This window comes from Coleofasciculus sp. D1-CHI-01, from assembly GCF_040218875.1.
Taxonomy (GTDB): domain Bacteria; phylum Cyanobacteriota; class Cyanobacteriia; order Cyanobacteriales; family Coleofasciculaceae; genus Coleofasciculus.
In genome coordinates this window covers 37,728-62,681 of the sequence record NZ_JAVJQP010000039.1, presented here as the reverse complement: position 1 = coordinate 62,681, position 24,954 = coordinate 37,728, and the positions used below count along the sequence as shown (strand labels likewise).

21 protein-coding genes and 2 pseudogenes are annotated in these 24,954 nt (G+C 46.1%); 17 read left to right on the top strand and 6 right to left on the bottom strand.

Annotated features, from left to right (window positions below; genetic code table 11):
• Window positions 1-140: 140 nt before the first annotated feature.
• From RIB93_RS07720 to RIB93_RS07690, 7 genes and pseudogenes are all read left to right on the top strand, one after another.
• Window positions 141-800 (top strand): annotated as a pseudogene (locus RIB93_RS07720) (RNA-guided endonuclease InsQ/TnpB family protein); the annotation flags it as partial.
• A gap of 346 nt (window positions 801-1,146) precedes the next feature.
• The gene (locus tag RIB93_RS07715) at window positions 1,147-3,069 is read left to right on the top strand and encodes a transglycosylase domain-containing protein (RefSeq protein WP_446371881.1); all 1,923 of its coding nucleotides are present in this window, start codon (window positions 1,147-1,149) and stop codon (window positions 3,067-3,069) included.
• A 139-nt stretch (window positions 3,070-3,208) separates the two neighbouring features.
• Window positions 3,209-6,190, top strand: coding sequence for a glycerol-3-phosphate acyltransferase (locus RIB93_RS07710; RefSeq protein WP_446371879.1), 2,982 nt, complete (start codon window positions 3,209-3,211; stop codon window positions 6,188-6,190).
• Between the two features lie 29 nt (window positions 6,191-6,219).
• Window positions 6,220-6,354, top strand: a pseudogene (locus RIB93_RS07705) (CU044_2847 family protein); the annotation flags it as partial.
• A 245-nt stretch (window positions 6,355-6,599) separates the two neighbouring features.
• Window positions 6,600-6,785 carry a hypothetical protein gene (locus tag RIB93_RS07700; protein WP_446371877.1) on the top strand — a complete coding sequence of 62 codons (186 nt, stop codon included), beginning with the start codon at window positions 6,600-6,602 and terminating at the stop codon, window positions 6,783-6,785.
• Window positions 6,786-6,881: 96 nt separating this feature from the next.
• Window positions 6,882-7,079, top strand: a complete 198-nt coding sequence (locus tag RIB93_RS07695) for a hypothetical protein (RefSeq protein ID WP_446371875.1) — start codon at window positions 6,882-6,884, stop codon at window positions 7,077-7,079.
• Between the two features lie 535 nt (window positions 7,080-7,614).
• Entirely contained in the window at window positions 7,615-8,472 is an 858-nt protein-coding gene (locus RIB93_RS07690; protein WP_446371873.1) for a hypothetical protein, read from the top strand.
• Here the strand turns inward: RIB93_RS07690 and RIB93_RS07685 are convergent.
• Window positions 8,463-9,104: a DUF938 domain-containing protein gene (locus RIB93_RS07685; RefSeq protein ID WP_446371871.1), complete on the bottom strand. Its 642-nt coding sequence runs from the start codon at window positions 9,102-9,104 to the stop codon at window positions 8,463-8,465. The genes RIB93_RS07690 and RIB93_RS07685 overlap by 10 nt on opposite strands.
• 758 nt (window positions 9,105-9,862) lie before the next feature.
• Here RIB93_RS07685 and RIB93_RS07680 point away from each other — a divergent pair.
• Window positions 9,863-10,306: a hypothetical protein gene (locus tag RIB93_RS07680; RefSeq protein ID WP_446371869.1), complete on the top strand. Its 444-nt coding sequence runs from the start codon at window positions 9,863-9,865 to the stop codon at window positions 10,304-10,306.
• A gap of 192 nt (window positions 10,307-10,498) precedes the next feature.
• Here RIB93_RS07680 and RIB93_RS07675 read toward each other — a convergent pair whose 3' ends face one another.
• Both RIB93_RS07675 and RIB93_RS07670 read right to left on the bottom strand, forming a co-directional pair.
• Window positions 10,499-12,379 carry a glycoside hydrolase family 10 protein gene (locus tag RIB93_RS07675; protein ID WP_446371867.1) on the bottom strand — a complete coding sequence of 627 codons (1,881 nt, stop codon included), beginning with the start codon at window positions 12,377-12,379 and terminating at the stop codon, window positions 10,499-10,501.
• A 57-nt stretch (window positions 12,380-12,436) separates the two neighbouring features.
• A complete protein-coding gene (locus RIB93_RS07670) occupies window positions 12,437-12,589 on the bottom strand; it encodes a hypothetical protein (RefSeq protein WP_446345891.1) in 153 nt (50 codons plus the stop codon).
• Window positions 12,590-13,211: 622 nt separating this feature from the next.
• Here RIB93_RS07670 and RIB93_RS07665 point away from each other — a divergent pair.
• Window positions 13,212-13,724, top strand: a complete 513-nt coding sequence (locus tag RIB93_RS07665) for a hypothetical protein (protein WP_446371865.1) — start codon at window positions 13,212-13,214, stop codon at window positions 13,722-13,724.
• 515 nt (window positions 13,725-14,239) lie between these two features.
• On the opposite strand, the gene cysC is transcribed toward RIB93_RS07665, so the two are convergent.
• The 3 genes from cysC to RIB93_RS07650 all read right to left on the bottom strand — a co-directional run bounded on the left by cysC (window position 14,240) and on the right by RIB93_RS07650 (window position 16,712).
• Window positions 14,240-14,794 carry an adenylyl-sulfate kinase gene (gene cysC, locus RIB93_RS07660; RefSeq protein WP_446371863.1) on the bottom strand — a complete coding sequence of 185 codons (555 nt, stop codon included), beginning with the start codon at window positions 14,792-14,794 and terminating at the stop codon, window positions 14,240-14,242.
• A gap of 226 nt (window positions 14,795-15,020) precedes the next feature.
• Window positions 15,021-16,061, bottom strand: coding sequence for a glucokinase (locus tag RIB93_RS07655; RefSeq protein ID WP_446371861.1), 1,041 nt, complete (start codon window positions 16,059-16,061; stop codon window positions 15,021-15,023).
• A gap of 12 nt (window positions 16,062-16,073) precedes the next feature.
• Entirely contained in the window at window positions 16,074-16,712 is a 639-nt protein-coding gene (locus RIB93_RS07650; protein WP_446371859.1) for a histidine phosphatase family protein, read from the bottom strand.
• Window positions 16,713-17,194: 482 nt separating this feature from the next.
• On the opposite strand from RIB93_RS07650, the gene RIB93_RS07645 reads away from it, so the two are divergent.
• The 8 genes from RIB93_RS07645 to RIB93_RS07610 all read left to right on the top strand — a co-directional run bounded on the left by RIB93_RS07645 (window position 17,195) and on the right by RIB93_RS07610 (window position 24,950).
• Window positions 17,195-18,154 carry an RNA polymerase sigma factor, RpoD/SigA family gene (locus tag RIB93_RS07645; protein WP_446371857.1) on the top strand — a complete coding sequence of 320 codons (960 nt, stop codon included), beginning with the start codon at window positions 17,195-17,197 and terminating at the stop codon, window positions 18,152-18,154.
• A 134-nt stretch (window positions 18,155-18,288) separates the two neighbouring features.
• The gene (locus tag RIB93_RS07640) at window positions 18,289-18,630 is read left to right on the top strand and encodes a DUF760 domain-containing protein (RefSeq protein ID WP_446371855.1); all 342 of its coding nucleotides are present in this window, start codon (window positions 18,289-18,291) and stop codon (window positions 18,628-18,630) included.
• Between the two features lie 48 nt (window positions 18,631-18,678).
• Window positions 18,679-19,797 (top strand): A/G-specific adenine glycosylase, encoded by a 1,119-nt coding sequence (mutY, locus tag RIB93_RS07635; RefSeq protein WP_446371853.1) that lies wholly within the window; start codon window positions 18,679-18,681, stop codon window positions 19,795-19,797.
• An 821-nt stretch (window positions 19,798-20,618) separates the two neighbouring features.
• Window positions 20,619-21,179, top strand: coding sequence for a glycosyltransferase family 4 protein (locus tag RIB93_RS07630; protein WP_446371851.1), 561 nt, complete (start codon window positions 20,619-20,621; stop codon window positions 21,177-21,179).
• A 26-nt stretch (window positions 21,180-21,205) separates the two neighbouring features.
• Window positions 21,206-21,832: a glycosyltransferase gene (locus RIB93_RS07625; RefSeq protein WP_446371849.1), complete on the top strand. Its 627-nt coding sequence runs from the start codon at window positions 21,206-21,208 to the stop codon at window positions 21,830-21,832.
• Between the two features lie 33 nt (window positions 21,833-21,865).
• On the top strand, window positions 21,866-23,551 hold the full coding sequence (locus RIB93_RS07620) for an FAD-dependent oxidoreductase (RefSeq protein WP_446371847.1): 1,686 nt from the start codon (window positions 21,866-21,868) through the stop codon (window positions 23,549-23,551).
• 36 nt (window positions 23,552-23,587) lie between these two features.
• Window positions 23,588-24,151, top strand: a complete 564-nt coding sequence (locus tag RIB93_RS07615; protein ID WP_446371845.1) for a metal-dependent hydrolase — start codon at window positions 23,588-23,590, stop codon at window positions 24,149-24,151.
• 7 nt (window positions 24,152-24,158) lie between these two features.
• Window positions 24,159-24,950: a methyltransferase domain-containing protein gene (locus tag RIB93_RS07610; protein WP_446371843.1), complete on the top strand. Its 792-nt coding sequence runs from the start codon at window positions 24,159-24,161 to the stop codon at window positions 24,948-24,950.
• Window positions 24,951-24,954 lie beyond the last annotated feature (4 nt).

Here is a 24,954-nt window from a genome sequence, read left to right as displayed (position 1 = left end):
TCTCTAACTGGGAGTTTTTGGTCAACCCTCAACAGGGAAGCGGCAACGCACTAAAAGTAAGCGCTAGTATAAACTTATACCGCTGAGTTTTGTCCAAGGTTGTCTACTTGTGGGTAGATGTGTCCAGACTTTTAGAAGCGGTAGATGTGGGTTTGCTTTCCTATCTGGCGACCAGTGATGGATTTGTCGAACCTGGACGTAAATTCTTCAAAACCGAACAAAGGCGGCTGAAAGTGCTACAGCGTCGGTTAGCGAAGAAAAAAAAGCGTTCCAAGAATTACGAGAAAGCCAGGAAGAAGGTAGAGAAGCAGCACAATCACATCGCACTCCAGCGGAAGGATTACCAGTATAAACTTGCCCATAAGCTTTGTGACATGGCGGATACTATATTTGTTGAAGACATAGATTTCCGAATCATGGCAAAGGGTTTTCTGGGTAAGCAGACGATTGATGCTGGTTTTGGGCAGTTTCGCTCTATCCTTAAGTGGGTCGGTAAGAAGCGAGGAGTATTTGTAGGCGAAGTAGATTGCCGAGGTACTTCCCAGACTTGCCCGAATTGCCGAATCACGGTCAGGAAAGAACTCTCTGAGAGAATACATTCTTGTCCTGAATGCAAATACGAGGTAGATCGGGACATTGCTTCAGCTCAAGAAATCTGTAATCGAGGTATAGAAACGTATCCAGGGACTCTGGAAAAGCAAGAAATTGGCTCTCAAGTTGAGGTGTCGGGGGCTATGTGCCTAGATAACTGGCGTAGGGGAGCAATGCCCAATCGTGAGGTTGGGAAGCCCACAGCCTAATCTCCGATTTGGTGTGGGAGGATGTCACGATTTACCGTTTTTTATGCCAATCCAGAACGGCAATGTTACCATTTTTGCAGCCAAAAGCCAAAATATTTCGGTTTGTTATCATGAACGATTATCTCAGGCTTAATATTAAGATCTAAGGGAGAACCCGTCCACTGATTCAACGCTGGGAGCAACGTCTACAGGGGTCAAGAATCGCCCAAACCGAATTGATCGCTAATCCTGACTTTGCCATAAATTTCTGTAATCATCTATAGAAGGTATAGAACGTATCCCCCCTAAGGTTGCCTCCCACACAGCCATTCAGTATTTTTTTCTTGAGTGAGGAAGTGAAATCACAGTGTCGTCTAGTACCATCCAACAAAAACAACAAAGAGATAGTAAAAACGGATTGCCACCCGCTTTCCGATTCGTGCAAGGAGTCGCTCAGGTAACAGGCGGAACCATTCTCGGCATTACAATGCTAACTAGCTCGGTTGTGGCTGGTGGGCTAGTGGGCTTGGCGACAAGCTTCCGCAATCTTCCCGATGTGAGAGTCCTCAGGGGCTATGTTCCCACCGAAACGACCTACGTCTACGATGTCAAGGGGAAGCACCTGGCTAGCCTCCATGGTGAAGCCAATCGAGAGGTGGTTAAGTTAGAAAACATTAGCCCCAATCTCAAACGAGCGGTGATTGCCATGGAAGATAGCCACTTCTATATTCACCATGGCGTTAACCCCAACAGTGTGGGTCGAGCCTTTTTAGCCAACTGGGAGAAGGGGGCTGTGGTTGAAGGCGGTTCTACCTTGACTATGCAGCTGGTGAAAAATTTGTTTCTGTCTCGGGATAGAAAGTTCTCGCGTAAAATTGCCGAAGCAGTTATGGCAATCCGGTTGGAGCAAATCTTCACCAAAGACCAGATATTGGAAATGTATCTGAATCAGATCTATTGGGGTCATAACAATTATGGCATCCAAACCGCATCTGAAAGTTACTTCGCCAAGCCCGCCACCGACTTAACCCTGGCAGAATCCGCCATGCTGGCTGGATTGATTCAGTCTCCGGAAGAATATAGTCCCTTTGTCAACTATCCCTTAGCCAAAAAACGGCAAGCAATTGTCCTGGGTCGCATGGAGGAATTGGGATGGATTACGGCTGTGGAGAAAAAAGAGGCATTAGCTCAACCATTGGGCGTGGGTAAGCCCACTTCCTGGCAAACCAGTCAGCTTCCCTACATCACCGAAGCCGTTGTCGCGGAGTTGAATGAGCGATTTGGTCGCGATGCGGTTCTCAAAGGGGGGATGCGTGTCCAAACCACAGTGGATTACAATTTCCAGCGCATGGCGGAAAAAACCATTGCTCGCGCTCACAGTAACTTGCGCCGCCGAGGGCTATACGCTGACCAAGTAGCATTAGCAGCCGTTGATCCGCGCACCCATTATGTCAAAGCTTTGGTGGGGGGTATCGGTTACGAAAAGAGCCAATTTAACCGAGCGATTCAATCTCGCCGTCAACCGGGTTCAGCGTTTAAACCCTTTGTTTACTACACAGCTTTTGCCAGTGGTAAATATACGCCTTATTCCACAGTGATGGATACCCCCGTCAGTTACCGGGATGGGAGTGGCTGGTATTCGCCCAGAAACTATGGCGGTGGTTTCGGTGGGGCGATGAGTATTCGTAGTGCGTTGGTTCAGTCACGAAATGTGCCAGCCGTTAAGCTTGGCAGAGCCGTTGGGTTAGATAAAGTGATTGAAGTATGCCGCACCCTGGGGATTAAAAGCCCCATGGAACCCGTCACCTCCTTACCCCTTGGTGCGATTGGGATGACGCCCTTGGAAATGGCAGGAGCTTATGCCACGTTTGCTAATACGGGTTGGCATTCTGACCCGACGATCATTGTCCGGGTAACCGATAGTATGGGCAATGTGTTATTAGACAATACCCCAAAACCCCGCCTCGTGCTTGATCCCTGGGCAACGGCTTCACTGAATGCTGTTCTCCAAGGGGTGATTCAAGGTGGAACCGGAACCGCTGCTCAAATTGGACGCCCAGCGGCTGGGAAGACGGGAACAACCAGTTCAGAACGGGATGTCTGGTTCGTCGGCTATGTACCACAATTAGCGACGGCGGTTTGGATTGGTAATGATAACTACAGACCATTAGGCGGTGGAGCGACTGGGGGTGGATTTGCTGCACCCGTTTGGCGCGACTTTATGAGTCAGGCGTTGAAGGGTGAGCCAGTACGCTACTTTGAACCCGCGTCTAAGTATCCGCGTCCTTAAAACACTGATTTCACGGATTTATTGAAAAGATGGCGGTAGGGGGGTGAGAGGTTAGTGACACTGATTTCACGGATAGGTTAGTTCTCTATCAACAGAAGATGATGACGATTTTTAAGGAAATCACTGTAATAAATGTCTCATGACGCTAACACAGGTTTGGGGTGCTTTACTCATTTTTGTCCTCTGTCCCCTACTAGGTGGACTTCCCCTGATTTCCTGGATTACCTACCTATTCACTAGACGCCAACTCTCTCAAGTCGGTACGGGTAATGTATCTGTCTCCGCCGCGTTCTACCACGGTGGACGTTGGGTGGGTATCTTAGCCGTATTATCAGAAGCCTTGAAGGGAATTGTGGCTGTCTTGCTGGCGCGTTATTTCTTCCCCACAGAACCCACCTGGGAAATCATTGCCCTGATTATGCTGGTGATGGGGCGCTACTGGATGGGCAAAGGGGCGGGAACCACAAATGTGGTCTGGGGATTTGTGGTGCATGACTGGCGCGTCGCGTTATTGGTATTTTTAATTGGGGGCATTGGCTTTACGATTATCCGCGATCGCACGATGGGACGCTATGGTGTTTTAGTCCTATTTCCCTTCATTCTGGCGCTGTTACATCCCCATGATTCCGCTAGAATTGTCAGTGCGATCGCGCTGAGTCTAATTATCGGTTGGATTTATCAGAAAATTCCCGATGACTTAGACCTTCCCACAGAACAGGCAAAATCAGAATCTAAATCAGTGTTTCGTTTTTTCCGAGGCGATAAAGCTATTATTCCACTTGAGCGCGAACTTGATCCCCAACAGGTTGGCTCAAAAGCCGCTACCTTGTCCCAGCTTAAGCGCTGGGGTTACGCTGTACCACAGGGATGGATCTTACCACCAGGGGATGATATGCAACCCTTGGTCAAATATCTCCCGGTTTCAGAATCCGATCCCCTTGTTGTTCGTTCCTCAGCTATCGGCGAAGATGCGGAACTCTCTTCATCCGCCGGACAATATCAAACGGTTTTACAGGTAACCAGCCGCCCCGCTTTACAGGAAGCGATTACCCAAGTCTTAGCCTCGTATCATAACCCCGTCGCCAGAGGGTATCGCCGTAACCGGGATTTGCCAGACACGGCGATGGCTGTCTTAATTCAAAAACAAATCCCAGGGGTATTTTCCGGTGTCGCCTTTAGTCGTGACCCGATGCAGCAACACCAAGACACCGTCGTCATCGAAGGATTACCTGGAGATGCCTCCCAAATTGTATCCGGTCAAGTTACCCCAGAACAGTATCGGGTATTTTTCCAGCAACCCCAGCTTGTAGGGGCGGGTTTAACCGATAACCTTGAGGACAAAACCGATAACTCGACGAAACCCGCCCCACTTGATCAACAGGAGAATAGAGATAATCGTTCCCCATCGGTTGAAATTGAAGGAGATGGGGATTTACCCCCAGCGTTAATCCAAGAGGTGGCAATTTTAGCGCGGGAATTGGAAGACCGCTATCATGGGATTCCCCAAGATATTGAATGGACCTATGACGGTCAGCAGTTATGGCTACTACAAACGCGACCAATTACCAATCTCCAACCCATCTGGACGCGCAAGATTGCGGCGGAGGTAATTCCCGGACTGATTCGACCCCTTACCTGGTCAATTAATCGTCCCCTCACCTGTGGCGTTTGGGGGGAAATTTTTACCATCGTGTTAAAAGAACGATCGCAGGGATTGGAGTTTGATCAAACTGCTACGCTGCATTATGCTCGCGCCTATTTTAATGCCACATTGTTAGGTGATATTTTCCGGCGCATGGGTTTACCGCCAGAAAGTTTGGAGTTTCTGACAAGGGGAGCGAAATTTTCTAAACCACCCCTGAAATCTACGCTGCGGAACCTCCCCGGATTATTGCGTCTATTGGGTCGGGAATGGAATTTAGATAAGGATTTTGAGCAAGATTATCAACACCATTTTGCTACGGCTTTGCGTCAACTACAAGAGCAATCGGTTTCGGAATTATCAGACGCCGAAATTCTGGAACGAGTGAACCAAATTTTATCGGAATTACAACGAGCCACATACTATAGTATTCTGGCTCCATTAAGTCTCTCCCTGCGACAAGCGTTGCTCAAGGTAAAAGATGAAGAATTAGATAGTAGCCAAACTCCAGAAATTGCCAGTTTGCGATCGCTCGCCCAATTAGCTGATGATACCCGCCATTTATTAAGTCCCAAACAAATTAATTGTGATAATCACGCTTCTGTCTTTACCGCCTTGTCAGAAATTCCCGATGCTCAAAGTGTTTTAGAACAATTCGACCAATTTCTGTCACAATATGGCTATCTCAGCGATGTCGCCACAGATATTGCCGTTCCCAGATGGAAAGAAGACCCGCGACCGATACGACAACTCTTTGCCCAGTTTTTATGTGATCCTCCCCCAACACCTAAACCGCCCAAGCGTCAGCGCTGGAAAGCGGAAGTGGTACAAGCGCGGTTGAATTTAAAAGGGCGAGTGACTGAAGTCTATTCCCAATTTTTAGCCGACTTGCGTTGGAGTTTTGTCGCCCTAGAAAAGCGGTGGTTAGAATCCGGTTTACTCTCTGAAGCTGGGGATATTTTCTTCTTAGAATTTGCGGAGATTCAGCGTCTAATCGCTGAAACCGATCGGGTTTTGCGAGAGGAACTTCCCAGATTGATTAACTATCGGCGATCGCAGTTAGATGAGCATCGTCAATTACGCAGTGTTCCGCCTCTATTCTATGGGAATCCTCCCGCCGTTTCATTTCTGATGCAAACTCAATCCGAACCCGCTCAACAGCGTCTTGTGGGAATTGGTGCAAGCGCTGGACAAGTGGAAGGTTGGGTTCGAGTTTTAGATAACTTACAATCAGTTCCAGAAATTGACCGCCAAACGATTCTGGTTGTCCCGTATACTGATTCGGGTTGGGCACCCTTATTAGCGCGTGCAGGTGGCTTAATTGCTGAAGTTGGGGGGCGGCTATCCCATGGCGCGATCGTGGCGCGGGAATATGGGATTCCAGCGGTGATGGATATTCATAATGCGACTCAAATGTTCCGCAATGGGCAACGGGTAAGGATTGATGGGCGATCGGGTATTGTGGAGGTTTTGGAGTGACCAATATTATCCATTAGATTGAATAAATAAAAGTCGCCTTGGAATTTGGCTTACAAACCGGGGGAGAAACCGGAATCCCCTTTGTCACGAAAGGAAGCGCTCAAGCCAATGTCAAAATCACCATTGAATGGGACTTAAGCCAAAAAACTCCACCCAATTCGTAGTTCGTAGTTCGTAGTAATGGCTTTAGCCTATCAAAATCCCAGGACAAAACCAAATTCCTTTGTCATTCGTCGTTCGTCGTTCGTAGTAAAGGAACCTTAGCCTATCAAACCCCAAGAACCCAGCCAAAACCTTTCGTCATACCCAAACACCAGAACCAAACATCATCTATGATGAAATAAGATAACTCCCCCATACCTAACAATTCACCGGAAAACACAAAACCTGTGAATCAGGGCGGGTTTAATTGCATCTGGGTACAATCGAAAAGATAACGGTTTATGGATTTCCGCCCTCACAACAGAAATATTTTCTCGAAGGAATTAACTTTTCCGCCCCAACCATTCGCCCCAGTGCGCCTGTTAAAATTCTACCCACCTATCGCATCCAAACCGTAACCGCGACAAATCCTTGGAATCAATTACCCCAATAACAGTCTACCTTTGTATCCCATCGAATTGATACGAAAGTTGATTCATAAACCAGCGGCGGCGCAGTTTTTGCCGAAGAGTTGGGGGGTGTGGTGGGCGTGATTCAGTGTAGTAAACGGGATGAAAGTTATCTGATTCGCTGGGACAATTGTTTAGAGAGTTTAGATGCACTGGGATTAGAACCAGAGAAGAATGCCGTTTGTCAATTTCTGGAGGCAGTCAAAAGTTACTCTAAACTGGTACTCGATAGTGTGAAGCAGGGAATGACTGATAAATCATATAATCGTTATCCATAGCAGTCCGTCGCGTGAAGCGAAGCTACTGACATACCAAATATCGCTATTAATTATATTATGTCCGGCAAATCACCCATAATAAAAACTTCTCCCCATCTCCCCATCTCCCCCTCACCGTAATTATGGGTATTCAACCGGACATGATATTACGCCATCCTGAGGCGAGGACTGGCAGCGATGCTATACTAACGCCAAGGTCAAATCTATTGGCGATCGCTAAATCTCCTGCTCTGTTCCGGTAGTAGAACATTCACGCAAGGCTGCGCCAGCGATGATATATCTTTAATCCTGAGAATAACTCGAATTCTGCTTTCCACGACTTCCTCTACACGACTTCCTCTACACGACTTCCTCTATGGGAAAGCGAGAGGATCAATATATGGAATTTCCTGAAGCTCTGAGTATTATGGGGTAAATGTAGATGCACCCCAGATATATACACTAACCCAACTCGTCTAGGATGGGATGAGGGGTAATACCCCCACCCCCTACAGAAAAATTCAGGTTCTAATAAGCTGACAACTACCAGACTGCTATGGCTCGCAAAAAAAAATCCAGCCGCAAAAAAACCAATATCGAATCTTTGACGTCGAATGTTCCTGAAACGTCAGAGACATCTGAATCCACGAAAACAGTTGAGGAATCAACCCAGGACAGCACTGAGGTTAATCCTCCTCAAGCTCAAGCTGAAGCTGAAGAGTCAACCCAGAGTTCTACTCCAGCCAATCCTTCAACGGCAGAAAAGAAACCCGAAGCGTCAACCCAGAGTTCTACTCCAGCCAATCCTCCAACGGCAGAAAAGAAACCCGAAGCGTCAACCCAGAGTTCTACTCTAGCTAATCCTCCAACGGCAGAAAAGAAACCCGAAGCGTCAACCCAGAGTTCTACTCCAGCTAATCCTCCAACGGCAGAAAAGAAACCCGAAACGTCAACCCAGAGTTCTACTCTAGCTAATCCTCCAACGGCAGAAAAGAAACCCGAAGCGTCAACCCAGAGTTCTACTCTAGCCAATCCTCCAACGGCAGAAAAGAAACCCGAAACGTCAACCCAGAGTTCTACTCTAGCTAATCCTCCAACGGCAGAAAAGAAACCCTATCTAGCCATTAAACCCAAACCTATCCCTGCCAAATCCGTTGAAAAGAAACCGCCACCCCCTCCAGTGACAGAAGCGACAAATGAAGCTGGCGAACTGTTTCACAAAGGCGACTCGATTACAGTAAAAGCGCCTTGGGGAGGTAAGGCGACAGCAGAAATTGTAGACTTTTATCAAACCCATAGCGGCAAGATTTGGGCGCAATACAATCCCTTAGACTCTCAACCAAACTGGACTTGGTATAGCGGATGTATTCGTACCAATCTTTTGGAGAAAGCAACACAAACCGCTCAAGTATGATGAAAGACGACTGAAAGATTGTTTGCAGGCATCGGGTAGATTTGATCCAAGACTAGATCCTGATCTTGGGCGATTGCCACAATATCCTCAAGGTCACGCACACCCCAGTCTGGATTGGACGCCTGCAACGAGGCATCAAAGGCAGCATTACTGGCAGCAGTATGCTGTCCATTGCGCTTGAATGGGCCATATAAATAGAGAACACCCCCTGGAGGAAGCAGACGACTTGCCCCGGCTATCAGTCCCAAGCACGCTGACCAAGGGGCGATGTGAATCAAATTAATGCTGACTATCGCCTTCAACGGTGAGGTTTCCCAATCAACAGGTGACTCCTTCTCTACAGACCAACTCGGTGTCTGCACATCAATATCTAAGGGTGGGTAAAGATTATCAGCAGGTTCGTAAGCAGACCAGTCTGCAATACTGGCACGCATCAGAGGATTAGCATCAGAAGGTAACCATTGACGCGGCTTTAGACGGGGGGCAAAGAAAACAGCATGTTCCCCTGTGCCACTAGCAACTTCTAAAACTGTACCTTTTGCAGGCAGTACGCGACGTAGAATCTCAAGAATCGGTTCGCGGTTGCGTTGAGTCGCAGGTGCATATTGCCGTGCATCGTCCGTTGTACTCATAATTTATTCTTATCGATTAAACTTACCTAATTTCTATTACTTGCCCGATTCCTCATTTCTTTCATTAGCAGGGGAGGAGTACACATCAGTAAGGCTGAACAGGGATCATTGTAGGTGAGGTTTGCTGTGATCAGCCAAAGGTTGCCGGAGAAATTGGCTGGGGGTGCATCGCGAATGTAGTCTTTATAACAGTTAGTTTATAAGCATCTGGGTCTTTAGCGGCTAGAAATATATTGTTTTATCAGTTAAAATAATATATGACTAAGAATAGCTAAGGGTAAACGCAGCAAGAGTCATCTACCAAACGCTGACCGATAGGAACGGTACAACGTCAGCTTGAGGGATAAACTTCAAGCCTAGCTTAAAAAGAGCTTGTTAATCACTTGCTCAACCATAGAACCCCTTGCTCACAACACTATACCTGCTCTTCTGTGACCCCTTATACTCTAGCAGCTCACCCTGTTTAAAGTTGTAGAAAAGCCAATTCTCTGTCAAGCCGAGTGACTAGACTGACAAACTATAAGGATTGAGTTAAGCGAACAGAACAACGTTTGACTTGATTCTGTAGATGTTGCCATTGGGTAGCGTCCAATCAAACAACATATTTCTTTGTTCCCGTTAAAAATTTTATAGCAATCGATTCTAAAATGCTGCAACCGGAATAAGCGGCTAGATTCCGGACTAACTCGGCATTGGGGTGCTGTGATCTACCGATTGGTACGCTATCCCAACTCGAGCCCCCTTATGTAAGATTTGTGATGAAAACGATTAAACCAACTAACTCGGAAACATCAACCATTCAAAACAAGGCCATCCAACCTCGTCTAATTCTTCAAGCCATTGCCTTTACTCTGATTTTGTCCTTTAGTGCGGGTCATCTATCACCCAAGAATAAAGGGATGAGAAATCAGTCTCCTCAGGTGAATCCTCAGCTATCTACGGCAATTGGTCATATTGTTTTGCAACACGCCTCCGAGCATACACGAGTGCCTTCCTCGAAACTCGACCTGGTTGATGTGCAACCCCATACCTGGTCTGATAATTGCCTAGAATTGGCTGAGGCAGAAGCCTCTTGTCAGCAGATACCTGTATCTGGATGGCAAGTGGCTGTTGCCAAGGGGCAACACCGCTGGATCTATCGCACGGATGCTTCTGGTTCCGTGGTTAAATTAGAAAGCAGTAACGTTGATTCTAGTAAGTAGGTTAGCACGATTTTGGGATCGTCAGCGTATACAAAGGACGAATGACGTAGCTTGCTTCTCGCGATAGCGAGTATAACGAATGACGATCCCCACCGCCCGCCTTTAATTGTCCCCACCTACTTAAAGCCCTTTGTGACATACTCCTACACCAACCTGAGTACAGGTATGGTGTGGGGCTTCCGGCGAAACAAGCTAATCAGAGACTTCCCAATCCGCTGAAATTTCCGGCGATCGCGCAGGTAGAGGGAAGAGTGCCTGAAACGCTGCCTGACGTTGAGGTGAGGGTTCGGGCGCATTGTCCCACAGGGTTTCGTAGAAAAAGAATGACACCCCCGCAAATCCCCGTTGACGCACAGCTTCCACTTGCTTTTGAATTTGTGATAACGAAATGGGCTTATTTTTTAACCCGGCTAAAATCCCGATCCCCACAGGGATATGACGCCGCGCCGCCTGGACTTCCGGCTGTTCGAGTTCTGCAATAAACCGATCAAAGTCATTGCGATAAATCTGGACAATCAACTCTTCGACTAAACCCCGGCGTTCCCAGGTGTACCAATCGGCGAGAAAGAATTCATAAGAAAAATCTTGAGGATTGGGAGACAGGGAGATAATCACATCCGACTTTTGCGCTTTAATCGCTCGGAAAAGTTGGGTTAAGTAGTCGGTAATCTTGTTCGCCCGCCAGCGCACCCATTCTGGATCGTTGGGATCACGGGGAGGGGATTGACCTTGATGCTCTTGTTGATAGAGCTTAATTGTCAAGGGATCATAACCAAACTCAGAGGGCAAACCGAAGTGATCGTCGAATTGAATCCCATCAATGTCATAGTTGTTGACTAACTCAACCACTAAATCCTGGATAAACTGCTGCACTTCCGGGTGAAAGGGATTAAGCCAGACGCGATCGTGACTTCCTTCTGGTTGAATCTTCACACCTTGACGATTTTGCGTCAGCCAATCGGGGTGACGTTTGGCTAACTCCGAGTCAGCCGGTGCCATAAACCCGAATTCAAACCAGGGAATCACCCTCATATCCTTTTGATGAGCTTGTTGGATGATTTCCTTGACCATATCTCGTCCTTGGGTTCCCTGATTGGGATCAAGGGATTCATCCAAAGGAGTCACTAGCCTTACCGCCCGCCCAATTTCCCGTTCAGCCACTTGACTAGGGTAGAGGGTATAACCCCAGTTCCAAACGGTAGGATAGACGGTGTTGAAGTTGAGTTGATCTAGGCGTTGAATGGCGTTGGTAATGCCTTGAGTAGAAAATAAGACTTGGCTATCAATATTCGTCAGCCACACCCCACGTAACTCAGCTTGAGCCAAATTGGGAACTTGAGTCTCGACTTTGGCAATGTACTGGGAGGGGATCAACTCAGCGGTTTGAGTCGCTTGGCACAAAAAAGCGGCAATTTCAGCCCGACTCGCATTTTGGTTCGGGTTAAAGGTTTGCACGCTGGGATAATTAACTACAAGCTGGTTTTCTATCGCGGCTGCGATCGCGCCTTGGGAATAATTGGGAATCGCATTAACATCTTCAAAGGCTGATATCAAGGTTTCAACGGCAGGTTGCTGGGGAACATACTTCAACCCACTGGCTAAAGAGACTAAGGCTTGCACACGGGGGATCGGTTGATTGGGTTGGAATAGTCCGCCCGGATAGCCCGCTAAAAATCCGGTTTGATAGGCTTGGCGAATCGCTTGGCTTGCCCAGTGTTGAGTTGGCACATCGGCAAATTTTCCGCCCGTGCGTATCTCTGGCGCATCCGGAAAGGCTTTACCTAGCATAGCAGCAAACTCAGCCCTAGTTACAGGGGCATTGGGTTGAAAACGGTTATCTGGATAACCACGAATAATCTGCTGCTGTGCTAACTGTTCAATGCACGATTGCGCCCAATTTTCTTGGATATCACTCAGCCGCGTTTGAGCGTAAGCTAGGGTTGGCAGCCATAAGGCTAAGCACAAGCCCAAGATAAACAGAAACATTAACCAAGCCTGATGCCCACAAGCACGGCTAAAAGCAACTAGCCCATTGGCAAAGGCTGTAAATAATGTTTTGACCAACTGTTTCATAAAAGGAGCAAATCTAGAGATATCACTATTCTATTGACGGGCTACACACCTTCCTGATCAGGAATGACTCGCTGAGTTAGGCAAAGGTTGCCAAAGCGACTTATCGCCATGGGCTGTCGGATCAAGACTGGGAGAGTCGTTTTGAGTTTTGGGACTCTGACTGATTTGGAACGTTACTCCGAAACTTTTTGTATTTTTGGCTACAAACATTTTTGTATTGTCGGTCAATGACATGACGAATTGGCATAATATTTTAAGTTTTTCAACATTTTCCGGCTGGGGTACTCCCAAGACTTACCCAAAAATTTCACATTTAAGGTGTATTTTGTGAGTAATACTGTCTTTAAGTCAGGAATCTTAGCCGATCTCCCCCATTTCCTCATGATTGCCCCAGCAGGTTTTGGGATAAAGAACCTTAAACGGCTGAACCCATCTCCATCTCTCCATCGGCTAGGTTAACAAAACTTGGCGTTAAATGAGTGGAAAGGTTCAGGATGACAAGACGGGGAAACAAGAGGGAGCAGGAGGGTTCCAGGTGCGGGAGAACTGGGGAGATTAGCTGGTCAGCTATTTAGAGCCATGCTGCACTAGAGACGTCCGCCCTAGCTCAGAAAATCTGCACTGGATGGAAGTGTTAAGTTTTATTACAATTGAACGGATTGGAAGATCGACACCTTGTTGTCCTCTATCGGTTCATACTCACTTATCCCCTAAGATTTATTAGAAATTAGGAAGTTGGATTAATTTTTTATTTAAAAATACAAATAATTACGAGGAAAAACTTAGATAGAATCCAACCATTCAAATTAGGAAAAACTGTCAGCATCTTCCTATGACTAATATAGAAGCACAAGCTTTCAACGCCAATAACGGAAAATCCCTGAGAAAGCTTGCCAGAGCAATCATTATGTCCCAAGGTCATTTTGCCCTGATTTTGGTGTGCTGCAACTTTTCACCCCAACCACTATCCGTATTAAACCAGTTACAAGAATTCTCTGCACTTCCCATTCAGGGTGTGATCCTGCCTCCCTCTGGGGATACTCTGTTTACCGCCTTACGCGCAGCCGTGGATGAACCCCCACCTCCGGCTGTCGTTGTTTTTGGTCTTGATTCGGTGGTTGCTGTTGATCAAGTCTTGAGTGCAACTAATCTGGTGCGTGAAGAGTTTCGCAAACAGTTTCCTTTTCCACTTGTTTTGTGGATCGACGATACAATCTTGCAAAAGATGATTCGACTAGCCCCTGATTTTAAAAGTTGGGCAGCGAATCCCCTGCGGTTGGAATGTTGTTGTCACCATAGGGCTTTTCAGCCAACTTACAAGATGGCTTGCGTTCATGGAAGATAACAAATAAGCACAGAATGTGATAGAGTTATAGACGGCCGAACAGGGCAGCAACACCTAAAAAAATCCGAGTTATCGTTAATTTCATATTAGGATTTTTATTAATTTCTTAGAGACGTGCCGCACTATTTAGAGACGTTCCGCCGAAACGTCTCTACTGCTTTTGACGGCTAGGGTTACAAAGGGACGCTAATCGTGCAGCGTGGCGGAAATAACTCACCCATTAACCAGAGACTAAATCGGATTTACTGTAAAAGCCGGAAACCCTTAGCCATCAAGGTTTAGAAGGCTATTAAAGCTGAAGCAAGTGCAAGGTTTTGGCTCCAAGGAAGTTCTACATCAAGAGCATTTCTGGGAAGAGGCGATGCAGAATCTGGCGAAGACAGGGCGATGAACCTGTTGCCTGTTGCCTGTTGCCTGTTGCCTGTTCCCTCTCCCCACCACAACACTTATTCAGCAGCCCCTAAATAAAACCCTAAACAAGTAGCCGTCTGCTGTCTACCTTCTTGAACGAGTCTTTAAGCGCCTTCAGTTGCAAGCTGCTTTGGCAAATAACCCAATTCTTCCAGCTTTTGCAAAACTTTGGCTACACTATCAGATAACTCCTCCTGATCAGTGCGGCATTCCACTTCTGGGTTGAGTGGCGGTTCGTAAGGATCATCAATTCCGGTAAACCCAAGAATTTCTCCAGCGCGGGCGCGTTTATATAATCCCTTGACATCTCGTTCTTCACAGGTTGCCAGGGGAGCATTAACATAAACTTCTAGAAAATCACCAACTTTTTGGCGTACCTCTTCTCGAATTGTCCGGTAGGGCGAGATAGCCGATACCAAAACGATTACACCATTACGGGTTAGTAGGTGAGACACAAAACCAATGCGACGGATATTCTCGTCGCGGTCTTCTTTGCTAAAGCCCAAGCCTTTGGTGAGATTCTGACGAACAATGTCGCCGTCTAAAACTTCTAGCTTACACTCCTTGTCTTGCAAGGTTTTGGCTAATGCTTGGGTAATGGTGGTTTTACCCGCACCACTTAGACCCGTGAACCATATCGTTACACCGCGCTGATTCATGATTATTTCTGTCGCTATCCTAAAGCCTACTGTAAGTACAATTTATCCTGTTTTCTCAGGTGAAACACTAATCATCAAATGTCTGTTTTCTGGAATAACAGCTTGTTTGATGATCAGACCTAGATTTTAACCTGAGTCAAGGAATTGACAATAGTTTAACTCTATTATTCCAAGAACCCAACCTAAAAAGGTGACATGCTCCTCAACCGAAAACGTTTTGAGCAACTTACAATCGAGAGGCGCATATTGCTGCACCAATTAGCCCAACCTGGGGATTCATCACAATATGAACCGGAACCTTTTCCAGCAGGGGACTAACCCGACCTTTTTCCGTGAAGGTTCGCAAGAAACTACCATCCTGCATCAAGGGCAAAATCTTAGCCGCAATCCCGCCAGCAATATATAACCCCCCGTAGGGTAAGAGTTTGAGTGCTAGATTCCCGGCTTCGGCACCATAGGCTTCCACAAACATTTTTAAGGTCTGTTCACTGAGATAGTCACTCTTTTGCAGTGCTGCTTTAGAAATCTCCGCCGCCGGATCAACGCTTTTCTCACTGCGTCCCATTTCCCGTTCCCAGGTTCTAACAACTTGGGCAATATCTGGAGATTCGTGGGCAAATTCGCGATCGCGCAAAAACTGGTAAACGGCGACAATTCCTTGACCGGAACCCACTCGTTCGGCGGAAATGCGCTGAATATCGTACTTCTCGCGTAAATATTGTAAAAGTTGGAACTCCAGTTCAGTGCGGGGGGCAAAATCCGCATGTCCGCCTTCGGACGCGAAAACCTGATACCTGTCCTGGTTCTGAATCAGAAATCCTTGTCCTAACCCTGTACCTGCACCAATGACCGCAATTGGCGCATCCGATTGAGGATTAACCTGTTGCAGCGTACATAAGTCATCCGCCTCTAAGCCGAGAATCCCGTAGCCAACCGCCGCAAAATCATTGAGCAGAGTGATTTTAGCGATCGCGAGTTCTTCCTCTAACCGTCTAGCGTCCAACACCCAGGCTAAATTGGTCAAGTTAGAGGTATCGTTGACCACAGGACCTGCGATCGCAAAACAGGCTTTGTCAATGCTCAGTTTCCGTTGTAGCTTTTGTCCCGCTTCCGATACAAATGTCTGGACAATCGGTACTAAGTCAGGGAAATCACGGCTATGATAACGGGCTTCATGGAGAACCGATAACGATTCCGAGTCTGAATCCTCCACCAGTCGCAAAATCGTTTTCGTCCCGCCGATATCTCCTGCCAGTATTAATGTCATAAAATCTTAACGTTAGTGAAATCGAATTACCTTCTCAGTTTGACTGAGGTGAGAGGTATCCCCGTTGAGTTCCATCACCCATTTTTCCTGATGACGCACGAGTTTGACCAAACAGCATAAAGCGGCGTTCACTTCGGGTTGACCTGGAATTAATCCCCAGGTTGCACCGACGACTGAAGCACCATGACCCACTAATAAGATATCGTCTCCGAATTCTGTGGTCAGCAGGCGAGCTGTTTGAGCGGTGCGTTCTAGCACTTTCTCGTTTGTTTCTGGATACTGAGGGATGACGCGGGAGGTATACCCCGAATCAATACAGGGAAAACGCTGTTTTAATTCCTCAACAGACAGTCGTTCTGGCTCTGTTCTCATCCATTCCGGATTCAGCCATTCACTCAAACCCGCCTCCATCTTAATGGGTAAGTCCAAAATCTGAGCAATTTGGTTCGCGGTTTGTACCGTTCGCAAAAACGGTGAGGCAAAAATGTGCTTAATCCTCTCCCCGCGTAACCGTTGACCTAATTCCCGCGCTTGACCAACGCCATCGTCTGATAACGGGGGATCATAAGGACGTTCTGCTGTGTTAAACCAGTCAGGGTTAACAAAGTCGAGGCGATTTCCGTGTCGGGCAATCCAGAGGGTTTGAGTCATTTGTCCTTCGTCATTTGTCCTTCGTCATTTGTCCTTCGTCATTTGTCAGGGAACAGAGAACAGGGAACAGGGTAAGGTATAGTTTTGAGTTAACTCCCAACTTCCCCAACTTCCCCATCTCCCCCAGCTCCCCCAGCTCCCTCATCTCCCTCATCTCCCCCAGCTCTAGATGGACGGCTTTTGATTAAGATATGTTACAATATTTAACGAAGTGTTAGCTAGTGTCAGATATAACGTATGCAATAAGCAGAGGCAAAAACAAATCGGATAGATAGCCAATTCTAAATCTGGGTTAGGAATGGGGGCTTGTAACTCACCCAGTCATACACATTTCGAGTTTTCTAATCAATCTATTTCCCCCTATTGAAATAAAACTTAACATTTCTCTCATAGAGAATCGTTCACCCCAGCCTGAGGTGAACCCTCCTGAACAGGAGCTTAGTTGCTTGAACTCCACTCATAATATAGATATAGCGATCGCTATGAAAACTGCTCAGACCTCTACAGACCTTGTCCGCACTTACCTCCAAGAAATTGGTCGTGTACCCCTGTTGACCCACGAGCAAGAGATATTGTATGGAAAACAAGTCCAGCGTTTAAGTGCCTTAGAGCAAACCAAAGAGTCGCTGTTTGAACAATTAGGTTACGAACCAACGCTGTGCGAGTGGGCAAAAGCCTCGTCCCTATCGGAAGCCGAGTTACAATCGTGCATCAGGGCGGGTCAAACGGCTAAGCGCAAGATGGTGGAAGCCAATTTACGTCTGGTGGTTTCCGTCGCCAAGAAATATATCAAGCGCAATGTAGACTTGCTGGACTTAATTCAGGAAGGTACGATTGGCATGCAACGGGGCGTAGAAAAATTTGACCCGACTAAAGGGTATCGTTTTTCCACCTACGCCTATTGGTGGATTCGTCAAGCGATTACCCGTGCGATCGCGGAGAAAGGACGAACGATTCGCTTACCGATCCACATCACCGAAAAGCTGAACAAAATCAAAAAAGCCCAGCGCTACCTTTCCCAGGAGCTAGGGCGTGGCGCTACAATCTCAGAGTTGGCGACAGAATTAGACCTGACACCAAAGCAAGTCCGGGACTACCTGGAAAAAGCCCGTCAACCTCTGTCGTTAGATTTACGAGTCGGCGATAATCAAGATACGGAATTAGGAGAACTGCTCGAAGACAGCGGACCTTCGCCAGAAGATTTTGCTACCTATTCAGCCATGCAAGTCGATCTGGAGAAGTTAATGGCGGATTTAACCGAACAGCAACGTGAAGTGCTAATGCTACGCTTTGGTCTAGTTGATGGTCAACCTATGACACTCGCCAAGATTGGAGATCAACTCAAAATCAGCCGGGAACGAGTCCGCCAAATTGAACGGGAAGCGCTGTCTAAGCTTCGCAAGCGCCAAGCCGATATGCGCGAATATATTGCAGTGAGTTAGTTGGTCTTATATCATTGGTCTTATGTCATTGGTCTTATGAGACAACCCGATATTATGGGTTCGGTTCCACCTACCTGATTATCAATTATCCCTTGTTAAGTTAGAGATAGAGACCTGTTGCTCGGAGGTAAACGGTGAAAAACAAATCTGATCGCGTCCCAGAATTTTTTGAAGGCGATGGAGACAATAATCTTTTGTGGGAGTACGTACAATCGTTGAGTCCAGAAACCGTTTCCCATTTATCCAAACCCACCTCTGCTGATGTGTTTCAGGTCATGGAACGTAATGTGATGGGATTGTTGGGTAATATTCCTCCAGACCATTTTGATGTCACTATTAATACTAACCGCGAGAATCTAGGACGTTTGTTAGCCTCAGCAATGGTCAGTGGTTATTTCCTACGCAAAGCTGAACAACGCATGACATTTGAAAAATCGTTGCAAAAGACCGATTCCTCCGGCGCAGATGCTGGCTAGAGTAAGAAGGCAGAAGAAAAGAAAGTCATCTACACGAAATTAGGATAATTGGGACGAAATCGAAAATCGGCAGACTCATTCGCTGGGCTGCCGATTTCATCTGTAGAAAACCAGCGACAAACTCTCTTAACCTGGTATGCCAACGCCTGTCGAGACTTGCCTTGGCGAGGTAGCACCGATCCCTATCCGATCTGGATTTCGGAAATTATGTTGCAGCAAACCCAGGTGAAAACGGTTATCCCTTATTATCACCGTTGGTTGGCTGAATTTCCCACCATCGAAGCGCTAGCGACAGCGGATTTACAACAGGTGCTTCTGGTTTGGCAGGGATTAGGGTATTACAGTAGAGCCAGAAATCTCCACAAAGCCGCTCAAAAAATAATCCAGGACTACGGGGGAATTTTTCCAGATCAACTGAGTGACGTTTTAGCATTACCAGGAATTGGTCGAACCACGGCGGGTGGAATTCTCAGCGCCGCTTTTAATCAACCTGTGCCAATTTTAGATGGGAATGTGAAACGAATTCTGGCACGATTGGTAGCTTTATCAGTACCACCTGCTAAAGCAACGAAACAGCTTTGGCTACTTTCGGAAACGTTGCTTGATCCAGAACATCCTGGCACGTTTAATCAGGCGTTAATGGATTTAGGGGCAACTATCTGTACTCCCAAAAACCCCGATTGTTGCCATTGTCCTTGGCAGGGTTACTGTCAGGCGTACAATCTAGGTATTGCATCTAAGTTACCCATGCGTGAAGCCTCTACCCCCTTACCTCACAAAATCATTGGTGTTGCCGTGATTTGGAACAATCAAGGACAAATTTTAATTGACCGCCGCCCTGCACAGGGGTTATTGGGTGGATTATGGGAGTTTCCTGGCGGCAAAATTGAGCCAGATGAAACGGTGGCAGACTGTATTAAGCGGGAAATTCGGGAAGAATTGGGAATTGAGATCGAAGTAGGCGATCGCGTAATCACGGTTGATCATGCCTATAGCCATTTTCGCGTGACGTTGATTGTCCATCACTCTCGTCATCTATCAGGTGTGCCTCAAGCCCTGGAATGTGATGAAATCCGTTGGGTAACCCTAGAGGAAATTGACCAGTTTCCGTTTCCCAAGGCTAATAGTCAGATTATTGCCGCATTGCGTCAAGAGGCTGAGGGCTAATTCAGCTATTCATAGCATATCCTGATGATTGCCCATAATTGCAAGGCTTTAACAGCAAAGGTTTCAGGCATTTTCCTTAAGACAGTTGTTCATCTTCAAGGAAATGTGAGCATATCCGTCAAAACCAGGGCAATAGAATCACCGAAAATGTACCATTGCTCCCCCAGCTCCCTCTGCTTCCCCAGCTTCCCCTCACCACAACACTTATTCAGCAAGCCCTAAGTATTTCTACCTTCTTTCACTAGGGCTTTATAAAGCTTGTATGAAGTAAGTCTATAGGCTTACTTCTTAAGGTGTATAAATTTTTCTTATGTTTTTTGGATTGATAGTTCTGATACAGTCGCTGGGATCAGGAGAATGTGTCGAATTAGATATCCTCTAATATAATATCGTGTCCGCCGAAATAACCCTTATATTCTTATTCCTTGCAACCTTGCTCTTTCCCTTCTGCCTTCTAGCCACTCTTGCCTATAAGTTTTGCTTATAAAGCAAAACTTATAGTTTTCATAAACTTTTTCTTCAAGAATAGAAAAATTTTATTCATATATGTTATCTCTTTTATATGCAATAGGGATAGGAAAATCCAATCCAGGTAAAGATTTGTATCTTCTAGAGAGAGAATCATAGACATAGTGTAAAGATTGTTTGCTCTCCCTATTGCCACCGATAACTGTAAATTCTTTATAAGTATCAACCTAAGAAAGGAGAAAGAAATGTTTTTAATTAACCAAAAACCTCTGACAAGAGAAAAAAGACGCTCGGCTAAGAAAAGTCGCTTTCAGAAAAGGACTGTATCTGGCTCAAAAAAAAGCTCTCCTCAGATGAATGTTCTATTACTAGCCCCCCACCCATTTTACCAAAACCGGGGTACACCCATTGCCGTGAACTTGGTTTTAAGGGTGTTATCTGAACGAGGAGACCAGGTTGACATGGTGACTTATCCAGAAGGACGCGATATTGATTATCCCAACGTAACTATACATCGGACGCCACGGCTACCCTTTGTTCACAACATTAGACCAGGTTTCTCCTGGAAGAAATTAGTCTGTGATTTTTTCATGATTATTAAAGTCATCGCTTTGGTGTCCCGTAAGCGCTACGATTTGGTTCATGCCGGAGAGGAATCGGTCTTTATTGCCTTAATGCTGAATCTATTCTGCAAGCTTCCTTATGTATATGACATGGATTCTTCCCTAGCACAGCAGCTTATCGAAAAGTATCCCAAGTTAACATTACTCAATTCATTTTTGAATTTTTGTGAACGAGTAGCGGTGCAAAAGGCGGCGGTTGTTGTGGCGGTTTGTCAGGCATTAGCAACTGATATTCAAGCCTACAAGCCCAAAAATGTGGTGGTTATCCCCGATATATCGTTATTGAACTGACTGAGATTCTGTAAAAAGGATGGTGTATGCAAATGCAGAGTAATTTGAGAGTTGAACTAGGAATCAACCATGTACTACTTATGTATGTGGGTAATCTGGAAACCTATCAGGGGGTAGATCTCCTCCTGGAAAGCTTTGCCTTGACTTTAAAAGAAAATAAGCGGGTTGATTTAGTCATTATCGGTGGTGAGGCGTCTGACATTCAGAAGTACAAACAGCAGGCTAAACGACTTGGCATTTTAGAAAACGTCCATTTTTTTGGACCTAAACCCGTTGATGATCTAGGGTTATATCTAGCACAAGCTGATATTGTCGTCTCGCCTAGAGTCAAAGGGAAGAATACACCCATGAAACTTTATTCCTATCTACACAGCGGCAAAGCCTTACTAGCGACGGATTTACCCACTCACACCCAGGTGTTGAATAGCCAAATTGCTATGCTTGCTACACCCAATCCTCAAGCTTTTTCCCAGGGAATGGTGCATCTGATTGATGATCCCGATTTACGTCTCAAACTAGGTAGCACAGGAAAGCAATTTATTGAACAGAGTCACACTTATAAAGTGTTTTGTCGAAAATTCAATCTTCTCTATGATTGGTTGTATGCAGGAGTAGTGGAGGGTGCAACCGGAGCGTTAAGTTTAGAAGCTTAGTTTAATCAAAATCAGGGTGAGGAGCATCATATCATGAAGAGAAACCTGCTCAATTTAACCAGAAACACATACGACTTACTGATCATTGGCGGTGGTATCTATGGTGCCTGCATCGCCTGGGAAGCCAGCTTGCGGGGTTTATCCGTGGCGTTGGTGGAGAAAGGGGATTTTGCCTCAGCCACTTCTGCTAACAGCTTAAAGACGATTCATGGGGGATTGCGATATCTGCAAAATGCTGATTTTCGGCGTATGCGGGAATCGATAAGGGAACGCAGAACCTTATTACGGATTGCGCCTCACTTAATCCACCCACTCCCAGTTTTGATTCCCACCTATGGACATGGGATGAAGGGAAAAGAAGCCTTGAGTCTGGCACTGGCAGTGAATGATATGATTAGTTGCGATCGCAACCAACTCGCAGATCCCCAAAAACATATTCCTAATGGTCGCGTCATTTCTGCTCAAGACTGTCAGCAGTTGCTTCCGGGAATTCCCAACGAAGGGTTAACGGGGGGCGCACTCTTCTATGATGCTCAAGTCTACAACTCAGAACGACTTCCCCTTTCATTTCTCCAGTCTGCCGCACAAGCGGGTGCAGATGTCGCCAACTATGTGGAAGGAATCGGCTTTCTCAAACAAGGGAATCGCATCACGGGTATCAAAGCCAAAGACACCCTCACCGGGGATCACTTCGACATCCGCGCCAAAACCGTCATCAATACCAGTGGTCCCTGGATGAATCAGGTTCTGGGTTGGCTTCAGGGACACTCATTATCAGTTAAAGTACCCCTAGCGAAAGCAGTTAACCTCGTCACTCGTCCCCTATTCCAAACCTATGCCGTAGGAATTTCTAGTACCAATAGCTATCGTGACCCTGATGCCATAGTGAATAAAGGGAGTCGCTTCCTATTTATTGCCCCTTGGCGAGGTAAATCAATAATCGGTACATCCTATACAGTTTGGGATGAAAAACCCGATGATTTACAGGTTACCACAGCAGATATTCAAGACTTGCTGGATCAAATTAACCAGGCATATCCACCTGCCAATCTCAAACCCGAAGACGTTGATTTTGTTCACGGGGGACTATTGCCCAGAACCGGAGTAGATTCCCACACGGGAGAACCCCTACTGGAAAAACAGTATCACATCCACGATCATGCCCGTGAAGGATTGCTAGGACTCCTCTCAATCATTGGCGTGAAGTATACCACCGCCAGAGATGTGGCGGAAAAGGCAATAGATCAACTGTTCACATCATGGGGACAAAAACCACCAAAATCGGTTTCTAATATCACTCCCATTTACGGTGGAGAAATTGAACGATTTGATACTTTTTTGCAAACGGCGTTGACGAATTCCCCTGATGGATTAACTGAGGAAACCATGCGCCGTCTGGTTTATAACTATGGGTCTGTCTATCCTAATATCCTCCAGTCCCTAGAGGATAATCTTCACCAGCAGCAAATGCCAGTAGATGAGTTAGCCGTTCTCAAAGCTGAGATGATTCACGCCGTTCGCGAAGAAATGGCGCAAACCCTAAGTGATGTGATATTTCGCCGCACAGAACTGGGTAGCGCTGGCGTTCCTGAACCTCACATTCTTAAATATTGTGCTGAGACTATGGCAACAGAACTGGGTTGGAGTTTCACCCGAATTGAACAAGAAATACAAGCGGTGAAGGAGGTTAATCAGCATCGATTTCTAACCGTAGTATAAATTGTTGACAATCACAAGTCATCTCCTGTTTGACCTATGCCATCTCCCCTTGCCCACGCTGTTTCCGGATATGTCCTTGCCAAGTTTTTACCCTTGACTCAACCCAGAACCTCTAGGCGTAGGCGATGGGAAATCCTGTGTTTGTATCCGGTTTTTGTGGCTACCGTTGCTGACCTAGATTTTATTCCTCAAATCATTACCGGGGAATCATTCCATCGCGGTTTGACCCACAGCCTGATTTTTACCCTTGGCTTTAGTCTGATTCTGGCGTTCATACTCCGTAAACGATGGCAGTTCTCTTACAATAAATTGGCTTGGATAACTTTTATTCTCTATGGTTCTCATCTGGTTTTGGATTTTTTTACCGAAGGCAGAGGGATTCCATTGCTGTATCCATTTACTGAAAACTTTTTTGTCTCTTCAATAACTATTTTTCCGGGAGTTCATCACTCTAGGGGGTTGTGGCATTACAGCCACCTGATCCCGATTAGTTTTGAATTGGTCTATTCCCTATTACTAATGTGGGGAGTCAGATGGTGGAAAAATTCCCAGTTTAGAAAGAGAATTCATCTCAGCCAAAATAGTATGAACCAATCCTAGGACGACCATGAGAAACAACAGCGAGCAAAATTGGCCCATCTTACTGTTTAGAAAATCAGTCCTAAAACAGCGGAAGTTTAAGGAAATTACTGGCTTATTGGGGCAAACTACTGATTTGCACTGTCTGGACATTGGTTCTGATAATGGTGTGATTAGTTATCTGCTTCGCCAACGGGGTGGAACCTGGAAAAGTGCTGATCTGGATGAACATACAGTTGATTCTATCCGGGGGCTGGTGAAAGACAACGTATTTCAGATTGATGGTCGTCAAACCCCATTTTCTGATAACAAATTTGACCGAGTGGTTATCATCGATTTTTTAGAGCATATTCACACCGATGAAGAATTTATTAAGGAATTATTCCGCATTATCAAACCTGGGGGAGAATTAATCATTAACGTGCCGCATATCAAAAACAGCTTATTGCGAAGGTTTCGGCTGGCAATTGGGCAGACGGATGAAAAACATGGTCATGTCAGACCGGGGTATACGGTGGATGACTTAGTATCCCTGTTAATGGGTCGGTTTAAAATAGTCAGTCACAGAACCTATTCTAAGTTTTTCTCGGAAGCCATTGACACTTTGATGACATTGGCACTTGACGTATTGAAACGAGGAGGCGCAAAATCTCAGAAGGGTCGAATTGTTACCGGACAAGACATGAAGCGATACCAAAAAATGTTCAGAATGTACTCTTTGGTTTATCCGGTTGTTTGGCTGTTTTCCAAGCTAGATAGTTTACTATTTGGAGCAAGTGGTTATATGCTGATTGTCAAAGCCAGAATTGATAAGACCTAGGATA